Consider the following 20,201-nt stretch of genomic DNA (forward strand, 5'->3'; position numbering starts at 1 on the left):
CTCCGATCCGATCGTTCTTCAGGGGCATCTCATGACAATCAGCGTGGCCGCAAGCTCGAACGGCGGCTCCACCTCGTTCTACGCGCTCTGGGCGTCGAAGCAGAACCCCGACGACGCGGCGGCGTCAGGCGACACGCTGCAGACGTCCGACGATGGGTCATCGGGACTCGACAGCAATTCCAGCGCCGATCCGCTCGCGCAGGCCGTTGCGGCCGCATTGAATTCGCTCGGCACCGATAGCGATGGCGGCGACGGCCAGGACGATGAATTCGGCGATCTGGCGGACAACAACGCCACCGCCGCCGACAAGCTCGCCGCGCTCCAGCAGTTCCTGGGCTCGCTGTTTCAGGCGGCGGCGCAGCAAAGCGGCACGGTAAGCACGGCAGGCGGAAGCGATGCGGCTTATAGCGGCGATCTGGCTTCGGCGGTGTCGGGGCTCGCGCAATCGGCCACATCGCTGGACGGCGCGAATAGCGATCTGGCCGCAAGCTACGAGAACCTGCTCGCGGCGCTGGGTGTCAGCTCGGACGATCCGCTGGACGCCTCCGCCATGGACCTCCAGCAATTCCTCTCGACGCTCGCTGGCAATCTGCAGGCGCGGGGCGCGTCGTCCGCAAGCGGGCTGTTCATCGATATTTCGGCTTGATTCCGGCGGGGGCGAAACACGCCCCCGTCTCACGAGGTCTCGGTGGTACCTGTCGCGCCGGGCGGTTTCGCCGGCGCGCTTTTTTTGCAGCCTGCGCTTTTAGCCCGGCATGTCCACCAGCGAATCCGGTACCCGCCCCGGATCGGGCACGAACACATAGCCTTTGCCGCGCACCGTATGGATGTAGCGCGGGGCCGTCGGATCGTCCTCGACCACCCGGCGCAGCCGCCAGATCGGCACGTCGAGGCTGCGCTCGCGGAATTCGCGCACATCGCGATGCACGATGTCGTGAATCAGCGTGCGCGTGAGCACCTTGTACGGGTGCGTGGCGAAGATCTTGAGCAAGGCGAATTCGCTTTCGCGCAGCGGGATCAGCGTCTGATCGCGCGAGAGCGTGCGCATCGTGAAATCGAGTTCGAACGGGCCGAACTGATAACGCGTGCGCACTTCGGGCGCGCTCGCCATCGACGGGCCGCGCCGGCGCAGGATGTTCTGGATGCGCACCAGCAGTTCCTGCGGATCGAAGGGTTTGGGCAAATAGTCGTCCGCGCCGAGCGTCAGGCCGCGGATGCGGTCGGTCACGCTGCCGCGCGCGCTCACGAAGATCACGGGAATATCGTCGCCGGCCGCGCGCAACGCGGTAATGGCTTCAAGACCGTCGGTCTGCGGCATCATGATGTCCAGCACGACGATCGACGGCCGTTCGCGTTCGAGGCGGCGCAGCAGATGCTTGCCGTCGTGCAGGACCGCCGTATCGAATTGATGCGAGCGCAGGAAACGGCTCAGCAGATCGCGCACGACGGGATCGTCGTCGACGATAAGGACACAGGGCTTCATGTGCGAATTTTATAGCAGCGTCCGTGCCTGCATGAGGCCTGTTTCCTTACCCTTTCTTTCCTTGCGCGCGCAACCTTCAGCCGCAAAACGTCAGGCCGGACAGCAACGCCAGCAGCGCGGCGGGCGTGAGCCAGCCCGCGAACGCCACGGCGCTCGACATGATCAGTAATGCCGCGACCGTCGCGGCGATCCACGCGGATTTCATACAGGCTTCATGCGGGCTGCGCCGCGCCGGCATGAAGGCGCACGACGCGCCGGTCGTCGATCGGCAGATGCAGCAGGCCGGACAGCACGCCGAGCCAGATCGACCCGTGCCACAGCCATGCATAGGAATGCGTAGCATCGAACACCACGCTGCCGAGCCACACGCCAAAGAAGCTGCCAAGCTGATGCCCGAAGAACACGAAGCCGAACAGCGTGGCGATATACCGCACGCCGAACACCTGCGAAACGATGCCGTTCGTGAGCGGCACGGTTCCCAGCCACGTCAGCCCCATCACGAAGGCGAACACATAGAGGTTCGCGAGCGTGAGCGGCAGGGCGATAAACAGCGCCATTGCAGCGGCGCGCGTGAAGTAGATGCCCGAGAGCAGATATTTGCGGCGCAGGAAGCCGCCCGCGTAACCGCACAGGAACATACCCGCCGTGTTGGCCAGCGCGATGATGGCAAGCGCCATGCTCGCCTCGCGCGCGCCCATGCCGCGATCGAGCAGATACGCAGGCAGATGCGCGCCGATAAAGGCCAACTGGAAGCCGCACGCGAAGAAGCCCAGGTTCAGCAGCCAGAAGCCGCGATGCGCGAGCGCTTCCTTCAGGGCGGCGCGCATCGTGCCGCCTGCAAGATGCTGCGCGCCGCTGCTTGCGGGCCGGTCGCGCAGGCAGGCCGCAAGCGGCGCGCTGACGAGCATCACGACCGCCAGCACGCCGATGGCCGACGCCCAGCCGATCGAGCCGATCATCCCTTGCGCGAGCGGCACCATCCAGAACTGGCCCAGCCCGCCGATGGTGCCCGCCACGCCCAGTGCCCAGCCGCGTTTGTCGGCGGGAAAGAGGCGCGAAAGCGCGCCATAGACAGCGCCGAACGCCGTGCCCGAAAGCGCGATGCCGATCAGCACGCCCACGCCGAAGGTGTAGATGCCGACCGACTCCGCGTGCGCCATCACGGCCAGGCCGAGCGCATAGAGGAGCGCGCCCGCGAAGATCACGCGCGCCGAGCCATAGCGATCCGCGATCATGCCAGTGAGCGGCTGCGCGAAGCCCCACAGCAGGTTCTGCAAGGCGAGCGCCAGGCCGAAGGTCTCGCGCGGCCAGCCCCGCTCCAGCGTCACCGGCAGGAGGAACAAGCCCTGCACGTTGCGCACGCCAAGCGCCGCGCCCATCACGACGCCGCCCGCCACGACCAGCAGCCAGCGCTGCCGCCATGCCTCTTCCGGTCCCCTCATCGCGGTCTCCTCGACGCTCGTGGCGACACGTCCGGCCGCCGTGTACGCAGTAAAGCGCGCGCGAGGCGAAGTGCTCAAGTGAGTTTTTGGCGGCCTTCGCATGATTTGGGCGCATACGATGAACCGTATGCCGCCTCAGGCGGTGCGCGCCTCGTCCAGAACCCATTCGACCACGGCGGTCACGTCGGCGCGCGGCGCGGCGTCGGCCTGATGGAGCCAGTAGGCATAGCCAGTCGGCTCGGCTGGCCGCGTTTCGCCCGGCTCGCGAATCGCCACGAGCCGCCCGTCAGCCAGCATCGGCCCGACCAGCGCGAGGCGGCCAAGCGCGATGCCGCGCCCCGCGAGCGCGGCCTGGATCACCTGATCGTAGCGGTTAAAGCGCAGCACGCCGCGCGCGGGCTGGCCTTCCAGGCCGAACGCGCCCAGATGGTCGGGCCAGCGCAGCATCGGGCGGCGCGGGCCATCGAATTCGAGCAACACGTGGCGCGCGAGCGTGGCCGCGTCGAGCGTCGCCACGCCGAGGGACGGGTGCGCCACCGGCGTCACGTATTCCTCGTAGAGCCGGTGCGCCGTGGCGAACGCGCCGGGCGAGGCGTTCGCGGGTGCATAACGCAGAGCGAGATCGATGCCTTCGGCGCGCAGGTCGAGCACCTTGTCGGTGGCGGCCACGCGCAGGTCGATCCCGGGATGGCGCTCCTGCAGCGCGCCCAGACGCGGCAGCAGCCAGAGTCCGGCCACGCCCAGGCTCGCCGTGATCGTCACGGGCTGGCGCACGCGCGGCTGCATGAGCGCATCGACGACGTTCTGAAGCTGCGCGACCGCGCCCTCGGCGGCGCGAAAGAGGCGCTCGCCTTCGGGCGTGAACGTAATCGAGCGGTAGCCGCGATTGAGCAGGCGCACGCCCAATTGCGTTTCGAGCGCATTGACCTGGCGGCTCACGGCGGACTGCGTAAGGCACAGATCCTCGGCGGCGAGCGTGATGCTCATGCGCCGCCCCACGGCGACGAAGCCCCGGATGAAATCGAGCGACGGCAGTTTGACGAGCGGAATTGACATGCGTGGACCTCATGCGAACGATGCACGAAGATTGATTGAGCGCGGCGTGCGGGTCAAGTTCAATGGGGGGAAGCGTCACCCTTCACGCACTCATATGAACGATCCGCAGACCATCGCACCGCCGCCCGCACCGCTCACGCTGCACGCCGCCGACGGCTTCCGGCTCGGCGGCGTCGTCTGGCGGCATCGCACACATGCCGTCGATGGCGCGCCGCGCCCGCTTGCGATCGTCAATGCCGCGACTTCCGTGCGTTGCCGCTACTACTTTCGCTTCGCCGGCTGGCTGCATCGGCAGGGCTGGGATGTCGTCGTGTACGACTATCGCGGTATCGGCGAATCGCGGCCCGAGCGGCTGGCCGGACTCTACGCCACCTGGCTCGACTGGGGCGAGCGCGATTTCGAAGCCGTGCTGCGCCACGCGCGCGAGGCATTCGCCGGTCAACCGATCGATGTGGTAGCGCATAGCATCGGCGGCTTCGTGACGGGGCTTGCGCCCTCGGGTGCGCTGATTCGCCGGGTGTTCACGGTCGGCGCGCAGTACGCGCACTGGCGCGATTACGCCCCGCGCAGCCGCCTGCCCATGCTGCTCAAGTGGCATGCGGTCATGCCCGCGCTTGCAACGCTCTGCGGCTACGTTCCGGCGAAGCGGCTGGGATGGATGGAGGACACGCCGCGCGGCGTCGCGTTGGCCTGGAGCCGCAGCCGCGCGCGCTTCGAGGACACTTACGTGCGGGCGCCCATCGCGCGGTCGGCTGAAGAACGCGCGGCGCTCGTTAAGCGCCTGGCGAACTGCGCCGCGCCGATCCTCGCCGTAAGCGTTACCGACGATCCGTTCGGCACCATTCCCGCCATCGAGCGTCTGCTCGGCTACTTCGCGGGCGCGCCGCGCACGCATCTGCGCATCGCGCCCGCGCAGATCGGCGTGGAGGAGATCGGCCATTTCGCGTTTTTCCATAGCCGCTTCGAGACGCGACTGTGGCCGCTTGCACTGCGCTGGCTGCGAACGGGCTCGCTCGGGCCGCAAACGCCCGGTATCGTGATCTCCGCGCGCAATATCAATGTCGATGCCCCCGAACACGCCGCCCAATAAAATAGATCGACCGTTCTTTTTCAGGGAAATTCTGCTATCGTGCGTGAGCCGCGATCCTCCCAGGAGCTTTCATGAGCGCATCTTTCGCCCACCGTTACGCGTACGCCAACGGTATCCGCATGCACTACGTCGAGCACGGCGAAGGCCCGCTCGTGCTGCTCTGCCACGGCTGGCCCGAGTCGTGGTACTCGTGGCGCCACCAGATCGAAGCCATCGCGGCCGCGGGCTTTCGCGTGGTCGCGCCCGACCAGCGCGGCTATGGCGACACCGAAGTGCCGCTCGACACCGCCTCGTACGACATCCTCAATCTCACGGGCGATCTGGTCGGCCTCGTGCATGCACTCGGCGAAAAGCGCGCGATCCTCGCCGGGCACGACTGGGGTTCCATCGTCGCGGCTACGTCCGCGTTGCTGCGCCCCGATATGTTCCGCGCGCTAGCCTTGCTGAGCGTGCCGTATCTGCCGCGCTCGCGCGTGCGTCCGGCCGCGTATTTCCAGACCCATACGCTGGAAAAGCATTTCTATCAGGACTATTTCCAGCCGCCGGGCCGCGTCGAGCGCGAACTCGAAGAAGACATCCGTCAATCGCTGCTCGGCATCTACTACACGGCGGGCGGCGAAAGCCGGCGTCATCCGGAACATCGGCGCAAGGGTTTTATCGGCTTCGAAAAGAACCAGCGTTTCGTCGACAGCCTCGCGTATCCCGACACGCTGCCGGGCTGGCTGTCCGCCGCCGATCTCGACACCTTCGCCGCGCAGTTCGCCAAAAGCGGCTTTCGCGGTTCGATCGACTGGTACCGCAATCTCGACCGCAACTGGGCGCTCACGCCCTTTCTCGACGGCGCGCGCATCCAGCAGCCCACGCTGTTCGTCGCGGGCGAGCAGGACGGCGTCATTCACATGATGGCGAAGGCTTACGAGCAGTTGCAGGACCAGGTGCCGCGTCTCACGAAGAAGGTCTTGCTGCCCGAGGCCGGGCACTGGATCCAGCAGGAACGCCCCGAGGAAGTCAATGCGCTGCTGCTGGAATTCCTGCGCGATCCCGCGGTGCGCGAGGCGCGCTGAAGCCTGCGCAAAGAGCGAGACCACGACAGCCACGAGGGGACGTTCGCGTCCCCTTTTTCATTGCAACACTCCGCAATAAGGAAGCGCCAAGCTTGACGTGCGAGCGCCACCACACGCAGTTCGCATGACGAAACCGTTACGCCTCACTCATTTATTTCGGATGCCGAATTATTAAAATAACCATTCGCTTTATCGTTTTTCTACTTCCCATCGCAAACATTAATCATGCAAATGCAATAAAACCGGATTGCGAGCTAACCGTATGCCCCTTGAGATGCTTGCCTGACAAAGCGCTGCACTGAATCGACTGCCAATGCGTAATTAACGTTTATTAACAATGCAATGTAAATAAACGGTGAGCAATCATCTGTCAGACTTGATAAGAGTCATATAAACTCCGACCAAACTCCGAATGTTGGCGCACCCGCGATCAAGGCGGGAAAAGCGGAATCGCCAATATCATCCGACGACGGCTGGCTGCGCACGAATTGGGGAGCAGCCGTCACGAAAAGACAAAGGGCCGTTTGCGATGCGAGTTTCCGTTCAAGTCCGCCTCGGCGCGCTGATCGCCGGGCTGCTGCTGGCGTCCAGCCTCCTCGCAGCCGACAAGCTGGCCGTTTCCGCGCCAGCCAGTAAAGCCACATCTGCTGCGACGCCGGGCGCGGCCACTGCTGCGCCCGGCGTCGCGGTGGCCGCGCCGGCGTCCGGGCCGGATATCGGCATCGGCCTGACCGGCGGCGTAGCCGGCGGTATCGCAAACACGCCTGGCGGCAGCGGCCCCGCCGTGATCCAGACGGCGCCCGGCAAGATCGCCATGCCCATCGACGCCACGGCCTCGCCGGTCCCGGCCGGGCCGCCGCGCACGCGCGTGTTCTCGCTGCGCCAGATGGGCAACTATGGCCCGATGGAGCTGCGCGGGCTCGATCCCACCGGCTACATGAACGTCGACGTGCGCACCGACGAAGTCGTCAACAGCGCGAAGCTGCGCCTCGTCTACACCTACTCGCCTTCGCTCATCTATGCGCTGTCGCATCTGCGCGTGATGGTCAACGGCGAAGTCGTCGCCACGATTCCGCTCGTCAAGGAAACCGCCGGTCAGCTCGTGACGAGCGAGATCAATCTCGATCCGCGTCTGTTCACGGACTTCAACCGCATCAGCGTGCAGATGATCGCGCACTACACGCTCGATCATTGCGAAGACCCGTACCACTCCGCGCTGTGGACCGACGTTGCGCCCGAAACCACGCTCACGCTCAACACCACCGGAATCGTGCTGCCCAACAGCCTCGCGCTGCTGCCGGTGCCGTTCTTCGACCGTCACGACAACACGCTGCTGCGCGTGCCCTTCGTGCTCGCGGCCAATGCGGGCGTGCCGTCGCTGCGGGCGGCGGGCGTGGTGTCGTCGTGGCTCGGCGCGCTCGCGAGCTATCGCGGCGCGCGCTTCCCGGTGGTGCGCACCGCTCCCACCGACGCCAACGCCGTCGTGCTCGCGCTGCCCGGCCAGGTGCCCGAAGGCATCGCGCTGCCCGAGATCAAAGGCCCGACGATTTCGGTGATGACGAACCCCGCCGCCGATCCGCAGTCGGGCCGCAAGCTGCTGGTGCTCGCGGGCCGCACGCCCGAGGAGCTGGAGAAGGCCGCCGATGCGCTGGTGCTCGGCCAGGCGGGCATGTCGGGCGACAGCGTGGTCGTGCAGTCCGTCGATCTGGGCCCGGCGCGCAAGCCCTACGACGCGCCCAACTGGGTGCCGACCGACCGGCCCGTGCTGCTGCGCGAGCTCGTGAGCGATCCGCAGCAGTTGCAGGTCTCGGGGTACAACCCGCCCGCGATCCGCGTGAACATGCGCGTGCCCGCCGACCTCTATGCGTGGACGCGCAGCAACGTGCCGCTCGACATCCGCTATCGCTACACGGCGCCGTCGACCTGGAACGACTCGATCCTCAACGTGAGCATCAACGATCAACTGGTGCGCTCGCAGCGCCTGAAGCCGGTCACGCGCTCGACCGACGAAGCGCGCATCAATGTGCCGCTGCTGTCGGGCGCCGATGCGCGCGCGTCAACCAACGTCGAAATTCCGGCCTTCCGCGTCGGCTCGAACAACCAGTTCCAGTTCCAGTTCCACATCGATTCGCAGAAGACGGGCCTGTGCACCTCGACGGCCGCCGATGTGGCGCGCGCCGCCGTCGATCCCGATTCGGTCATCGACTTCAGCGACTTCGCGCACTACACGACGCTGCCGAATCTCGCGTTCTTCGCCAATAGCGGCTATCCGTTCACGCGCATGGCCGATCTCGCGGAAACCGCCGTCGTGATTCCCGATGCACCCAATGCGCAGGATCAGGAAGCGGTGCTCACGATACTCGGCCACATGGGCCAGTGGACCGGCCTGCCGGCGCTGCGCGTGAAGCTCGTGGCCGCCAGCCAGATCGACAGCGTAAGCGGCAACGACCTGCTCGTGATCGGCTCGGGGACGGCTGCGAATCTGCTCGCCAAATGGGGCAAGGATCTGCCGCTCCTGATCGAGCGCGGCAAGACCGAAGTGACCACGCGCGACCAGAGGAGCGGCTGGCCGGGCTGGCTCGGCGGCACCGAGGACGTGGACGACGTAACGCCTGCGGGCCGCTCGATCGTCACGCTGGGCGGCCCGATCGCGGCGCTGATCGGTTTCGAATCGCCGCTGTCGTCGGGCCGCAGCGTGGTGGCGCTCGCGACCACTTCGTCGGCGCAACTGGGCGACGTGCTCGATGCGCTGGAAGACAGCGGCAAGGTCGCGGCGATGCACGGCGACCTGAGCCTCGTGCGCCATAACGAGGTGGAAGGGCTGCGCGTGGGCGGTCGCTACTTCGTCGGCGACCTGCCGTGGTATGCGCGCATCTGGGTCCATGTCTCGCGCTACCCGTCGCTGATGGCGCTCGCGGGCATTCTCGCGGGTCTCATCGTCGCGCTTACGGTGTTCTGGGCGCTGGGCCGCATGGCCGCTCGCCGCACCGGAGACTGACGATGCAGCCGGGACCGTCCCGCCTCGCGCGCTGGCTCGCGGCTGGCGCCTGCGCGTTCGCGCCGCTCGTGAGCGCGGGCGTGGCGCAGGCGGCGACGCCGTCCGCCGCCGGTGCGGGCACAAACGCACACACAAGCGCAAGCGCCTGCGCATGGGCCGACTGGAGCGCGTTCAAGCGCGATCTGCTGTCCGCCGATGGCCGCGTGATCGACGCGAGCACGCCGCGCCAGATCACGGTGTCCGAAGGCCAGTCGTATGCGCTCTTCTTCGCGCTCGTCGCGAACGACCGCGCGGCCTTCGACAGGATCCTCCAGTGGACCGAGAACAATCTCGCCCAGGGCGATCTCGCGGCGCATCTGCCCGCGTGGATCTGGGGGCGCACCGACATCGACGAGAAGGGCGCGCCCGTCGCGTCATCGGCATCATCGGCATCATCGGCGCCATCGGCCGCCAGTGCCGCGCAAACGTCGAAAGGCACCTGGGGCGTAATCGACTCGAACTCCGCGAGCGACGCCGATCTCTGGATCGCCTACTCGCTGCTCGAAGCGGGCCGGCTCTGGAACGAACGCCGCTTCACGGCGCTCGGCACGGTGATGGCGCGCAACATCGTGCGCAGCGAAACGGCCACGCTGCCGGGACTCGGCCGCACGGTACTGCCGGGGCCGCAAGGCTTCAAGCTCGACCGCGACAGCTGGCGGCTGAACCCGAGCTACGTGCCGCTGCAGATAATGCGCCGCTTCACGCTCGCGCTGCCCGAATCGAACGAATGGAAGGCGATGCTCGACAGCTCGACGAAGCTCGTCAACGACACCGCGCCACACGGCTTCTCGCCGGATTGGGTCGTCTATCGCGGCAAGGACGGCGCGAAAACCCGAGGCCAAGGGGGCTTCGGCCCCGACGCGCCGACGCACGCCGAAAGCGCCTACAACGCAATCCGCGTCTATCTGTGGGCGGGCATGCTCGCCTTTGACGATCCGCTGCGCAGCACGACGCTTGCGACCTTCGCGCCGCTCTCCGCTTTCGTGGCGGCGCACGGCTTTCCGCCCGAGCGCGTCGACACGCAGACCGGCACGCCGGGCCCGAGCGAGGGCAACGGCGGCTTTTCGGCGGCGGTCGCGCCGTATCTGTCCGCGCTGGGCCGCACCGATCTCGCCGATGCCCAGGCCGCGCGCAGCCGCAAGCTCGCGCAAACATCGCCGCCCGGCTACTACAGCAGCGTGCTGATGCTGTTCGGACTCGGCTATCTGCAAGGCCTCTATCACTTCGACGCGCAAGGCCGCGTCGCGCCCGCATGGACGACCCGATGCCCGGCACCGCGCTGACCGCCCTCGCCCGCGCGCCGCGGCGTGCTTCCCGGCACGCATCCCGGCGCCCGCGCGCCACGCCGCGCCTGTCGCCGCTGCTCGCGCTGCTGATCGCGGCGTCGCCGTTCGCCGCGCGCGCGCAGAACGCACAGCAGGCGCCGCAGCCGGCTACCTATGCCGCCGCGCCCTCGGCGCAGGCGGCGCAATTGCTCTCGGCGGCGCGCATGTGGATGGCGAAAAACCGCCCCGACGTCGCGCAAGGTCTGGTGGAAAAAGCGCTGCTGTTCAATCCGCAGCAACCCGATTCGCTCGCCCTGAAAGGCGAAATCGAATTGCGCATGAACCACACGGCCGAAGCCGCGAAAGCCCTCGCGCAGCTCAAGAAAATCGCGCCGAATGCGCCCGCGACCCAGGAACTGTCCGACGCGTATCGCGTCGCGACCAGCGACAAGAACGAACTTGCGCAGATCCGTCTGCTGTCGAGCGCGGGCAAGTCCGACGAAGCCGCCGCGCGCATGAAGAAGCTGTTCCCGAACGGCGCGCCGCGCGGCGATCTGGCGCGCGACTACTACCGCATCATCGCGGGCACGGACGCGGGCCGCGTGCAGGTTCTGGGCGAACTGCGCGCGCGCCTGAAGCAGAACCCAGGCGACAGCGCCACCGCGCTGATGCTCGGCGACATGCTCACCGACCGCGCCAGCACGCGCATGGAAGGGCTGAACCTGATCTACCGCGTGTATCAGCGCCAGGACAGCAACCGCGCCCAGGCACTGGAACTCTGGCGGCGCGCGCTCGGCAGCGCGGGACGCGACGATCCGGCCTACTACGTCTGGTATCTGCGCTATCTCCAGGAAGTCCCCGACGATACCGACACCCAGGAAACCGTCGCCGATCTCGCGAAAAAACTCGGGCCGAAGGGCGTGGCCCAGGCCAACGCGGCGGCGGCGAGCGGCCAGCCTTATATCGTCGCATCGGGCGGCAGCAATAAAGGCGGTAGCGGTGGTGGCGCAAGCCCGCGCCGGGCCGGTCCCGGTGCGGCGGCGCGCAATCGCGGCCTCGCGCAACTCCAACGCGGCGACCTCAAGGATGCCGAGGTATCGTTGCAGACGGCGCAACGCGCCGCGCCTAACGACGGCGAAACGCTGGGCGCACTCGGCCTCGTGCGCATGCGCGAAGGCCGTCAGGACGAGGCGCGCGACCTGTTCGCGCGCGCGCTCAAGCTGGACCCCGACAATGCCGGCAAATGGCGCAGCCTCGAAAAGACGGCCACCATCTGGGGCACCATTGGACGCGCCCGCACGGCGAATTCCCAGGGCAAGCCGGAAGAAGGCGAGACGCTCGCCCGTCAGGCGCTCAAGCTCGATCCGGGCAATGACGACGCCACGCGCATCCTCGCCGATTCGCTTATCGCGCAGAAGAAGTGGAGCGAGGCCGAAGCGTTGCTGCGCCCGCTCGTCGAAGCGAAGAAGCCCGACATGGACGCGCTGCGCAGCCTCGTGACGGTGCTGCGCGAAACGCATCGCGATAGCGAGATCGACCCGCTCATCACGGCCACGGCGCCGCGTCTGACGGGGTCCGAGGCGGAACTCAAGCGGCTGCGCGCCGATCTGCTGTCGATCCAGGCCGATCAACTGCTCGCCGAAAACCACAAAAGCCCGGCCATCGCCAGGCTCGAAGAGGCCGTGCGCCTCACGCCCGACGACGCCTGGATGCGCTTCACGCTCGCGCGCCAGTATCGCGACCTGGGCCTGCCGGCGCTTGGCCGTGAGGTGATGGAAGACGGCCTGAAGGTCTCGCAGGCGCCCGACATGCATTACGCCACCGCGCTCTATCTGAACTCGGTGGACGACGTGGATGGCGCGGCGGCGCAGCTCGACGCGGTGCCGGTCGCCGAACGCAGCGACGGCATGCGCGAACTGATGGGCAACCTCCAGGCGCAAAAGCAGCTCGCGCAGGCCCGCCAGCTCATCGCGCAAGGCAAGGAAGACGAGGCGCGCGCGACGCTCGACGCGGCGGCGGCCAGCGCCACGGCGGCCAACGATCCGCAGATGCTCGCTTCGGTGGGGCGCGAATGGATCGCCATCGGCGAAACCGACAAAGGCCTCAAGCTCGTGCAGGACTGGCTCGCGGCGCACCCCGGCGACGATGCCGCGAACGGCGTGCGGGTGCGCTACGGCGAGCTGCTCGGTGCGGCCAACCGCGACGACGACTGGGCGAAGTGGATCGACGCGACGCGCGCGCAACCCGGCATCACGGACGATCAGCGCGCGAGCCTCGACGATCAGGAATTGCGTCTGGCCGTGCGCGCGACCGACCGCCAGATCGCGGCGGGCGACTTGAAAAGCGCGCAGCGCACGCTCGATGCCGTGCCGGATCGTCTCAAGTCGAACCGCCGCTGGTTGCTCGAAGAAGCCGATCTGCTGGACGCGCGCGGCGATTACAAGGGCGCGATGGCATCCGCGCAAAAGGTACTGGCGACGCAGCCCAACGATCCCGACGCGCGCCTGACGGTCGCGCGCATGTACGAACGCATGGGCCGCAACGCCCAGGCCGCGCAACTGGTGCGCGACGTGCTGGCCGATACGCCCGAGGACGACGTGGGCACACGCCTCGCGGTCGCACGGCGCTTCACGGCGCAGGGGCTCAATCAGGACGCGCAGGACGTGGTCGATCCGCTGCGCGCGCGCTATCCCGATCGCTCCGACATCACGACGCAGGCCGGGCGCGTGGCGCAGTCGCGCGGCGATTACGACGAAGCCGCCAGCCTGTATCGCACCTCGCAAACCCAGGAGCAGGCCGAAGGCGAGCAGCCGGACCCAAGCGACGGGCTGACCTCGGCGGCACGCGCACTGCAGGGCCTTGAGGACCGCCGGCAAGGGCAGATCGCGACCGAGTGGTATCAGTCGAACCTCTCGGGCGACTCCGGCATTTCAGAACTGCACGCCACCGAGGTGCCGCTCTACGTGCGCATTCCGGACGGCTACACAGGCCACTATTTCTTTCACGCCGATACGGTCTATCTGAACGCCGGCACGCTGCCCGCCAACGATCTGGAAAGCGCGTACCAGTACGGCAAGATCGCGGCGCTCGGCAACGCGGGCCTGAATCCGGTCAATGAAACGGCCACCGGCGTCGCACTCGCGGCCGGCTACGAATACAACCGCGCGAACACCAACTGGCGCGCCGACATCGGCACCACGCCGATCGGCTTCCCGATCACGAGCGTGCTGGGCGGCCTGCTGTATCGCTACGACTTCCCGCACGCCTCGCTGTCGGTCGATGTGTCGCGCCGCGCCATGACCAGCAGCCTGGTGTCTTACGCGGGCGGGCGCGATCCCGTCACGGGCGAAACCTGGGGCGGCGTGGTGCGCAACAGCGTCACCGTGCGCGGCGCGCAGGATTTCGGGCCGGGCACGCTGTTCACGAGCGTCGGCTACGGTCTGTTGACCGGCAGCAATGTGCCGACCAACCAGGAATTGCGCGTGCGCAGCGGCTACGGCCTGACCGTGTGGCAGCGGCCCGACCAGAACGTGTCGAGCGGCCTCACGATCAACTTCTGGAAATACTCGAAGAACGAGCACTTCTATACCTTCGGCAACGGCGGCTATTACAGCCCGCAGAGCTATCTGTCCTTCGGCATTCCGCTCGACTGGACCGGGCGCTACAACAAGCTCTCGTGGGAAATCGACGGGTCGGTGGGCGTGTCGTTCACGAACGAGGATCGCTCGCCGTATTTCCCCACCAACGCCGCGCTGCAATCGCAGGCCGCCGCCTACATGGCCGCCAACGGGCTCGGCTCGCCGTATTTCGGCGGCGGCTCGGGCGGCGGCTTCAGCTATACGGTGGAAGCCGCGCTCGAATATCGCGTGACGCCGCACTTCACGGTGGGCGGGCGCTTCAGGCTCGACCGCTCGCGCGACTACGCGCCGAACGTGGGCCTGCTGTATCTGCGCTACTTCTTCTCGCCGCAGCATGGCCCGGTGCCGTACCCACCCACGCCGGTCAGGCCATACTCGGAATATTGAGGCATCGTATGAAGACTTCGATCGACAAGGCGCTGCCGGATTTCGCCAACGGGCTGGCCGCGCCGGGAGTGAGACGATGAAACAGTCCGCCCGCGATTCCGCCGCGCGCGCCCAAACACACGCCCAGCCAGGCGCCGCGCCGCGCGCTTCGCTGCTCGCGCGCCTCTCGCAGCGCGAGCCGCTGGCAATCGACGGCCTGCCGCCCGCGCTCGCTGCGCTCGGCGTGGGCCAGGTCCATATCGTCTATGCCAGCGCGTCGCCCGCGCGCGACACGCTGTTCTGGGAAACCGCCGCCGCCGCGCTCGAAGGCCCGGCGACGGTGCTGTCCACGCGCGACAGCGCGAGCATCGCCGCCATGCTGCGCGCTCGCGGCATCGACGTCGAACGGCGCGACGCCATTCATCACTGGGCCAACGTGTGCTCGCTCACGCCGCTCGAAGGCCGCGACGGCGCGCAGGTGCTGATCGAGGCGCTGGAAGCGCTCGCCAATCAGTGCGCCGCGCCTGCGAGCCAGTTCTATATCGAAGGCGCCGATGCTTTCTTTGCCTGGCACGAGGCCGCCACGCTCGTGCGCCAGGGCGCGCTGCTGGCCAACTGGTGCGCGCAGCACCGCTACGGCGTGCTGCTGGTCGCCGAGTTGCCGGACGCCGGAGAAGACGCCGTCCAGCCCGCGCTCGCCGCCTTCCAGGCGCGCTTCGCGGGCGCGGCGCAACTGCTGCAGACACAGGGCCAGTTTCACTGGGAAGTGGCGTTCTGGCGGTCGGGCGACAGCGTGCTCGGCAGCCAGTCGCTGCCGCTGCGCTTTTCGACGGTCGATCATCGGCTGACGGTATCGGGCGGCACTTTCGAGCATTCGATCGGCGAAGCGGGCCTGCTCGCGCCCGACGAAGGCCGCGTGATCGTCTCGCGCGACGCCGTGCTCAACGAGCGCGTGCTGCCGCCCGCCTGGCAGGTCGTCGACGACAACGAGGCGGCGCTCAACGCCGCGCGTACCGCCGTGGCCGCCACCGTGATCCTCGACTTCGGCGCGAGCCGCGACCTCGAAGCGCTCGCCGAACACGTTCACACGCTGCGCCTGCAGTGCGGCAATGCGCTCAAGATCATCGTGCGCGAGGACGGCGTCGCGATGCGCTACGAGTCGCTCATGCTCAACCTCGGCGCCAACCGCGTGATTGCGCGCAATACGACGCTCTCCCAGTGCGAGGCCATCGTCGAGAGCCTGCAAGGCCAGGTGTTCTCGCGGCCGATGCCCGCCGATTACCGCCAGGCGCTGGCCGCCGTGATGCACGGCGAGGAAAGCGGCTATGTGAGCGCGACGCATTTCGTCGATCTCGTGCGCGCCGCCGTCGAGCGCAGCCGGGTGATCCAGTTGCCGAACGTGCTGATCCGCCTCGCGCTGATGCCCGAAGTGGCGCACGTCGACGCGCTGAAGGCCTGCCATCAGCGGCGCGCGGGCGACATCCTGACCGCGGCCGGCGACAGCCTGTATGTGTTCTTCTTCGCGTGCCGGCTGGGCGATGCCGATGCGGTCTGCCAGCGCGTGTTCCAGCGTCCGCTCGCCGAGCTGTTCCAGGGCGAGCAGCGCTGCGGCGACGCGAAATCGATCGGCGCGCTGCTCGAAACGCTCACCGACGAGATCGATACGCAGACGCCGCCCGACTACTCGGGGTGGCTTGCGCTCAATGCGCCGCTCGAAGCCCCCGCGCAGGCGCAGACTCCCACAGCCGCTGCCGCTGCCGATCAAGCGGGCGAGCCTGAGATTCCCGTCTATATCGCACCGCGCGAAGTGCCGGCCGCCGACACGGCCGCCGCCGCCGCGAGCACGCCGTTGCCCAGGCTCTCGCCGCTGCCCGGCTTGCCGGTGCTCGCCGATGCCGCGCATGCGCCGCCCGCCCGCCCGGCGGCGCCGCGTGACGAGCCGCGCCGCGCGACGCTGCCGCTCAAAGCCTAGGGGCCCCGCTGACATGGACATCTTTTTCGGTTATTTCATCTGGGGGTTGATCATCGCGGCGCCGCTCTGGTGGCTCGCGTGGCGCCTGCGTCTGGGCCGCTATCTGCCAGACTGGGCGAAGCCCGCGAGCCAGCGCCCGCTCGAACTGCCGCCGCAGCTCGACGCAGTCGTGATCCGCGGCAAGCGCCGCAAGGATCTCGTGGTACGCCGCCCATCGATTGCGTCCGCCGCCGCGCACTCGGCCGCCCACGCCGATTCCCAGACCACTCTCGCGGAGCCTCGTTCATGAAAACCGTCGCGATCGTCTCCGCCGTGGGCGGCGCGGGCCGCACGACACTCGCCGCTTCGCTCGCGGGGCTGCTGGCCGCGCGCTCGCACACGGCGCTCGCCATCGAATGCGATCCGCGCAACGTGCTGGCCATGCACTTCGGGCTGCGCGAAAGCGCGCGCGAAGGGCTCGTCACGCAGCTCTACGACCCGAATCCCGCCAGCGACGTCTGGGCGCGCGCCGCGCTGCAAAGCGACGACGGCGTGCTGGTGCTGCCGTGGGGTAGCGTCACCGCCGACGGCGAGCCAACCACGCACAGCACCGATGACGGCGACGGCGGCACGCGCCTGGACGCCAATCTCCGCTGGCTGCGCGAACTGCTCACGCGCGTGGATCTGCCGTCGAACACGCTCGCGCTGATCGACACCGCGCCCTGGCCTTCGGCGCATGCGCGCCAGGCGATCGAAGCCGCCGATATCGTGCTCGGCGTGCTCACGCCCGACGCCGCCGCCTGCGCGACGCTGCCGCGCTTCACCGAGGCGCTGGTGCGCGCGGGCAAGCGCACGGCCTTCGTTGCCAACGCCGTGGTGCCCGCCCGCCAGCTGCACACCGATCTGATCGCGCTGCTGCGCGCGCGCCTGGGCGCGGCAATGCTGCCGTACCTCGTGCACGCCGACACGGGCGTGCCCAACGCCTTCGCCAGCGGCGCCAACTTCTGCCGCAGCGCGCCCGGCTCGCAGGCCGCGCACGACCTGAACGGCATCGCCTCGTGGATCTCGCACTGGGCCACGGGTGCGCTCGCCGAGCTGCAAAGCGATCTGCCCGAAGGCGCAAGCCCGCCGCCGCCGGACCGTGCGACCGGAGGCAGAAGATGATCCGCGCCCGGCTGCGCACGTTCTGGGCCAACTATGTGAGCGATCCGCTGGCCCGCTTCTGGAGCGCGCTCTGGGTCGGCCTGCGCCGCGTGAGCGCGCCCGAGCTGAGCGTGGCCGCCGATGCGGGCTTCGGCCAGTGGCTGCTGCGGCTTTTTTTCCGCCCGCCGCGCCCCGGCAAGCCCGACTGGCCCGCGCTCGCCTTCGCCTCGCTTGGCCGGGACATCGCCGCGCGTCTGAACATGGGCCGGGACCGCAGCAAAAGCGCGTGGCTTCTACGCCTGTTCCTGCGCCCGCGGCGCAGCCGCCGCCGTCTGGCCGCCGATCTGCGCAAGCTCCACAAGCAGCCGCATCCGCGCCGCATCGCGATGCGCGTGTGGCTCGACCGCAGGCTCGAACCGCTCTACCGGCACGGCAAGCGCGCGAGCGCCGCCATCGCGGCGCATCTGCCGGCGATCAACTGGGACGGCATTCGCGAGCGCCTCGAAAAGCTCTCCGAAGCGCTCGACCGCGTGCCCTTCCTGCGCCAGTGCCTGCTGTGGCTCGCCTTCGTCGCGGCGGTCACGATCTGCACGACGCCACTGCCGCTCGGCGACCAGGTGCTGCTGTTCTTCCTCGTCTGGCTGGTGGTGATGCTCGCGCGCCGCGTGCCTGGGCGCCTCGCCACCATGCTGATGGTGATGCTTTCGATCATCATGACGGGCCGCTACGTCTGGTGGCGCTCCACCCAGACGCTGCATCTCGCGAGTCCCGCCGAGGCAGTCGTCGGCTACGTCCTGTTCGCCGCCGAGCTGTACACGTGGATCGTGCTGATGCTCGGTTACGTGCAGACGGCCTGGCCGTTGCGCCGCAAGCCCTCGCCCCTGCCCGACGATCCCGCCGACTGGCCGACCGTCGACATCTACATTCCGACCTATAACGAGCCGCTTTCGGTGGTGCGTCCGACCGTGTTCGCGGCCAGCACGATCGACTGGCCGCGCGACAAGCTGCGCATCTATCTGCTCGACGACGGCGATCGCGACGACTTCCGCGACTTCGCCGCGCATGTGGGCGTGGGCTACATCCGCCGCGAGGAGCACACCCATGCGAAGGCAGGCAACATCAATCACGCGCTCAAGCTCACCTCGGGCGAGCTGATCGCGATCTTCGACTGCGACCACATCCCCACGCGCTCCTTCCTGCAGACGACGGTGGGTACCTTCCTCGCCGACCCGAAGTGCGCAATGGTGCAAACGCCGCACCACTTCTTCTCGCCCGATCCGTTCGAGCGCAACTTCGACACGTTCCATCGCGTGCCGAACGAAGGCAGCCTGTTCTACGGCCTGATCCAGGACGGCAACGACTTCTGGGACGCCACCTTCTTCTGCGGCTCCTGCGCGATCATCAAGCGCGGGCCGCTGGAGTCGATCGGCGGAATCGCGACCGAGACCGTGACCGAGGACGCGCATACCTCGCTGCGGCTGCATCGCCACGGCTTTACGTCGGCGTATCTGCGCACGGTGCAGGCCGCGGGCCTCGCCACCGAAAGCCTCGCGGGCCATATCGGCCAGCGCATCCGCTGGGCGCGCGGCATGGCGCAGATCTTCCGCCTCGACAATCCGTGGTTCGGCAAGGGGCTCTCGTTCTTCCAGCGCATGTGCTACAGCAACGCCATGCTGCACTTCTTCTACGGGCTTCCGCGGCTGATTTTCCTCGTGATGCCGTGCGCGTACCTGTACTTCGGACTCCACGTCATCAACACGCCCGCGACCGTGATCCTCGCCTACGTGCTGCCCTATCTCGTGACCGCCGCGATCGCCAACTCGCGTATCCAGGGACGCTACCGGCATTCGTTCTGGGCCGAGGCCTACGAAAGCGTGCTGGCGTGGTACATCGTGCTGCCGACCACGATCGCCGTCGTGAATCCGAAACTCGGCAAGTTCAACGTGACGTCCAAGGGCGGCCACATCGAAGAGGACTACCTCGACTGGACCATCTCCACGCCGTATCTCGTGCTGCTCGGCATCAATGTGGTCGCGGTGCTGTTCGGCATCGGGCGGCTGACGATCTGGCAAACCGACGAACCCGCCACGGTCGGCATGAATCTGTTCTGGGCCTTTGTGAATCTCACGGTGCTGGGTCTTGCCGTGGGCGTGGCCAAGGAAGCGCGCCAGGTGCGCGTCGCCCACCGCATTCCGCTGCGTGTGCCCGCCATGCTCACGCTGCCCGATGGCCGCACGCTCGCCTGCAAGACCGAAAATTATTCGATGGGCGGTCTCGGTCTGGTGCTGCCTGTCCAGTCGGGCGACGAAAAGCTCACCTCCGGCGAGCGCGTGAGCGTGTGCCTTTCGCGTGGCGCGGTCGAGCACGACTTCCCGGCCGTGGTCGCGCGTCTCGCGGACCGGCGTCTGGGCGTTCGCTTCGAGGACATGTCGATCGAGCGCGAGCGGCGTCTGGTCGAGTGCACGTTCGGGCGCGCCGACGCCTGGCTCGAATGGGAAGACGTGCCGCGCGATGACGCGCCGCTCAACGGTCTGGTCGAGCTGATCATGCTGAGCTGGCAGGGCTATCTGCGTCTGTTCGACGCGTTCTTCGACGCGCTGGAGAACATCTTCACGCGGCGGCGCGCAGAGCGAGGCAAGCCCGCGCGCCAGCCTTAAAAGCACAAC

14 protein-coding genes are annotated in these 20,201 nt (G+C 67.8%); 10 read left to right on the plus strand and 4 right to left on the minus strand.

What is annotated here, in order from left to right; genetic code table 11:
• The first annotated feature begins 31 nt into the window (after positions 1–31).
• Positions 32–646, plus strand: a complete 615-nt coding sequence (locus B0G62_RS11990; protein WP_103704396.1) for a hypothetical protein — start codon at positions 32–34, stop codon at positions 644–646.
• Between the two features lie 99 nt (positions 647–745).
• Here B0G62_RS11990 and B0G62_RS11995 read toward each other — a convergent pair whose 3' ends face one another.
• The 4 genes from B0G62_RS11995 to B0G62_RS12005 form a co-directional block, all read right to left on the minus strand.
• Complete coding sequence (locus B0G62_RS11995) at positions 746–1,483, minus strand: response regulator (RefSeq protein WP_103704397.1); 738 nt, start codon at positions 1,481–1,483, stop codon at positions 746–748.
• A 76-nt stretch (positions 1,484–1,559) separates the two neighbouring features.
• Positions 1,560–1,688 (minus strand): hypothetical protein, encoded by a 129-nt coding sequence (locus tag B0G62_RS32470; RefSeq protein ID WP_279629748.1) that lies wholly within the window; start codon positions 1,686–1,688, stop codon positions 1,560–1,562.
• A 7-nt stretch (positions 1,689–1,695) separates the two neighbouring features.
• Entirely contained in the window at positions 1,696–2,925 is a 1,230-nt protein-coding gene (locus B0G62_RS12000) for an MFS transporter (protein ID WP_244193198.1), read from the minus strand.
• 135 nt (positions 2,926–3,060) lie between these two features.
• Entirely contained in the window at positions 3,061–3,981 is a 921-nt protein-coding gene (locus B0G62_RS12005; RefSeq protein WP_103704398.1) for a LysR substrate-binding domain-containing protein, read from the minus strand.
• Positions 3,982–4,075: 94 nt separating this feature from the next.
• On the opposite strand from B0G62_RS12005, the gene B0G62_RS12010 reads away from it, so the two are divergent.
• The 9 genes from B0G62_RS12010 (at position 4,076) to bcsA (ending at position 20,192) form a co-directional block, all read left to right on the plus strand.
• Entirely contained in the window at positions 4,076–5,071 is a 996-nt protein-coding gene (locus B0G62_RS12010; protein ID WP_103704399.1) for an alpha/beta hydrolase family protein, read from the plus strand.
• Positions 5,072–5,142: 71 nt separating this feature from the next.
• The gene (locus tag B0G62_RS12015; protein WP_103704400.1) at positions 5,143–6,135 is read left to right on the plus strand and encodes an alpha/beta fold hydrolase; all 993 of its coding nucleotides are present in this window, start codon (positions 5,143–5,145) and stop codon (positions 6,133–6,135) included.
• Positions 6,136–6,664: 529 nt separating this feature from the next.
• Complete coding sequence (gene bcsB, locus B0G62_RS12020) at positions 6,665–9,133, plus strand: cellulose biosynthesis cyclic di-GMP-binding regulatory protein BcsB (RefSeq protein ID WP_103704401.1); 2,469 nt, start codon at positions 6,665–6,667, stop codon at positions 9,131–9,133.
• A 2-nt stretch (positions 9,134–9,135) separates the two neighbouring features.
• Positions 9,136–10,455 (plus strand): cellulose synthase complex periplasmic endoglucanase BcsZ, encoded by a 1,320-nt coding sequence (gene bcsZ / locus B0G62_RS12025; RefSeq protein WP_103704402.1) that lies wholly within the window; start codon positions 9,136–9,138, stop codon positions 10,453–10,455.
• Positions 10,425–14,462, plus strand: a complete 4,038-nt coding sequence (locus B0G62_RS12030) for a cellulose synthase subunit BcsC-related outer membrane protein (RefSeq protein ID WP_244193199.1) — start codon at positions 10,425–10,427, stop codon at positions 14,460–14,462. The genes bcsZ and B0G62_RS12030 overlap by 31 nt, the downstream gene beginning before the upstream one ends.
• Positions 14,463–14,538: 76 nt before the next feature.
• On the plus strand, positions 14,539–16,413 hold the full coding sequence (bcsE, locus tag B0G62_RS12035) for a cellulose biosynthesis protein BcsE (protein WP_167401232.1): 1,875 nt from the start codon (positions 14,539–14,541) through the stop codon (positions 16,411–16,413).
• Positions 16,414–16,426: 13 nt separating this feature from the next.
• Complete coding sequence (locus tag B0G62_RS12040) at positions 16,427–16,702, plus strand: hypothetical protein (protein ID WP_103704404.1); 276 nt, start codon at positions 16,427–16,429, stop codon at positions 16,700–16,702.
• Positions 16,699–17,556, plus strand: coding sequence for a cellulose biosynthesis protein BcsQ (gene bcsQ / locus B0G62_RS12045; protein ID WP_103704405.1), 858 nt, complete (start codon positions 16,699–16,701; stop codon positions 17,554–17,556). The genes B0G62_RS12040 and bcsQ overlap by 4 nt, the downstream gene beginning before the upstream one ends.
• Positions 17,553–20,192 carry a UDP-forming cellulose synthase catalytic subunit gene (gene bcsA, locus B0G62_RS12050; RefSeq protein WP_103704406.1) on the plus strand — a complete coding sequence of 880 codons (2,640 nt, stop codon included), beginning with the start codon at positions 17,553–17,555 and terminating at the stop codon, positions 20,190–20,192. The genes bcsQ and bcsA overlap by 4 nt, the downstream gene beginning before the upstream one ends.
• The last annotated feature ends 9 nt before the right edge of the window (positions 20,193–20,201 follow it).

Origin of the sequence: Paraburkholderia eburnea (assembly GCF_002917095.1) — a bacterium.
Lineage (GTDB): Bacteria > Pseudomonadota > Gammaproteobacteria > Burkholderiales > Burkholderiaceae > Paraburkholderia > Paraburkholderia eburnea.

Coding starts and splice junctions, on each gene's coding strand:
- B0G62_RS12040 (WP_103704404.1), top strand. CDS start 16,427: ATGGACATCTTTTTCGGTTATTTCATCTGGGGGTTGATCATCGCGGCG.
- B0G62_RS12015 (WP_103704400.1), top strand. CDS start 5,143: ATGAGCGCATCTTTCGCCCACCGTTACGCGTACGCCAACGGTATCCGC.
- B0G62_RS12000 (WP_244193198.1), bottom strand. CDS start 2,925: ATGAGGGGACCGGAAGAGGCATGGCGGCAGCGCTGGCTGCTGGTCGTG.
- bcsQ (WP_103704405.1), top strand. CDS start 16,699: ATGAAAACCGTCGCGATCGTCTCCGCCGTGGGCGGCGCGGGCCGCACG.
- B0G62_RS11995 (WP_103704397.1), bottom strand. CDS start 1,483: ATGAAGCCCTGTGTCCTTATCGTCGACGACGATCCCGTCGTGCGCGAT.
- B0G62_RS11990 (WP_103704396.1), top strand. CDS start 32: ATGACAATCAGCGTGGCCGCAAGCTCGAACGGCGGCTCCACCTCGTTC.
- B0G62_RS12005 (WP_103704398.1), bottom strand. CDS start 3,981: ATGTCAATTCCGCTCGTCAAACTGCCGTCGCTCGATTTCATCCGGGGC.
- bcsE (WP_167401232.1), top strand. CDS start 14,539: ATGAAACAGTCCGCCCGCGATTCCGCCGCGCGCGCCCAAACACACGCC.
- B0G62_RS12010 (WP_103704399.1), top strand. CDS start 4,076: ATGAACGATCCGCAGACCATCGCACCGCCGCCCGCACCGCTCACGCTG.
- bcsZ (WP_103704402.1), top strand. CDS start 9,136: ATGCAGCCGGGACCGTCCCGCCTCGCGCGCTGGCTCGCGGCTGGCGCC.
- B0G62_RS12030 (WP_244193199.1), top strand. CDS start 10,425: ATGGACGACCCGATGCCCGGCACCGCGCTGACCGCCCTCGCCCGCGCG.
- B0G62_RS32470 (WP_279629748.1), bottom strand. CDS start 1,688: ATGAAATCCGCGTGGATCGCCGCGACGGTCGCGGCATTACTGATCATG.
- bcsB (WP_103704401.1), top strand. CDS start 6,665: ATGCGAGTTTCCGTTCAAGTCCGCCTCGGCGCGCTGATCGCCGGGCTG.
- bcsA (WP_103704406.1), top strand. CDS start 17,553: ATGATCCGCGCCCGGCTGCGCACGTTCTGGGCCAACTATGTGAGCGAT.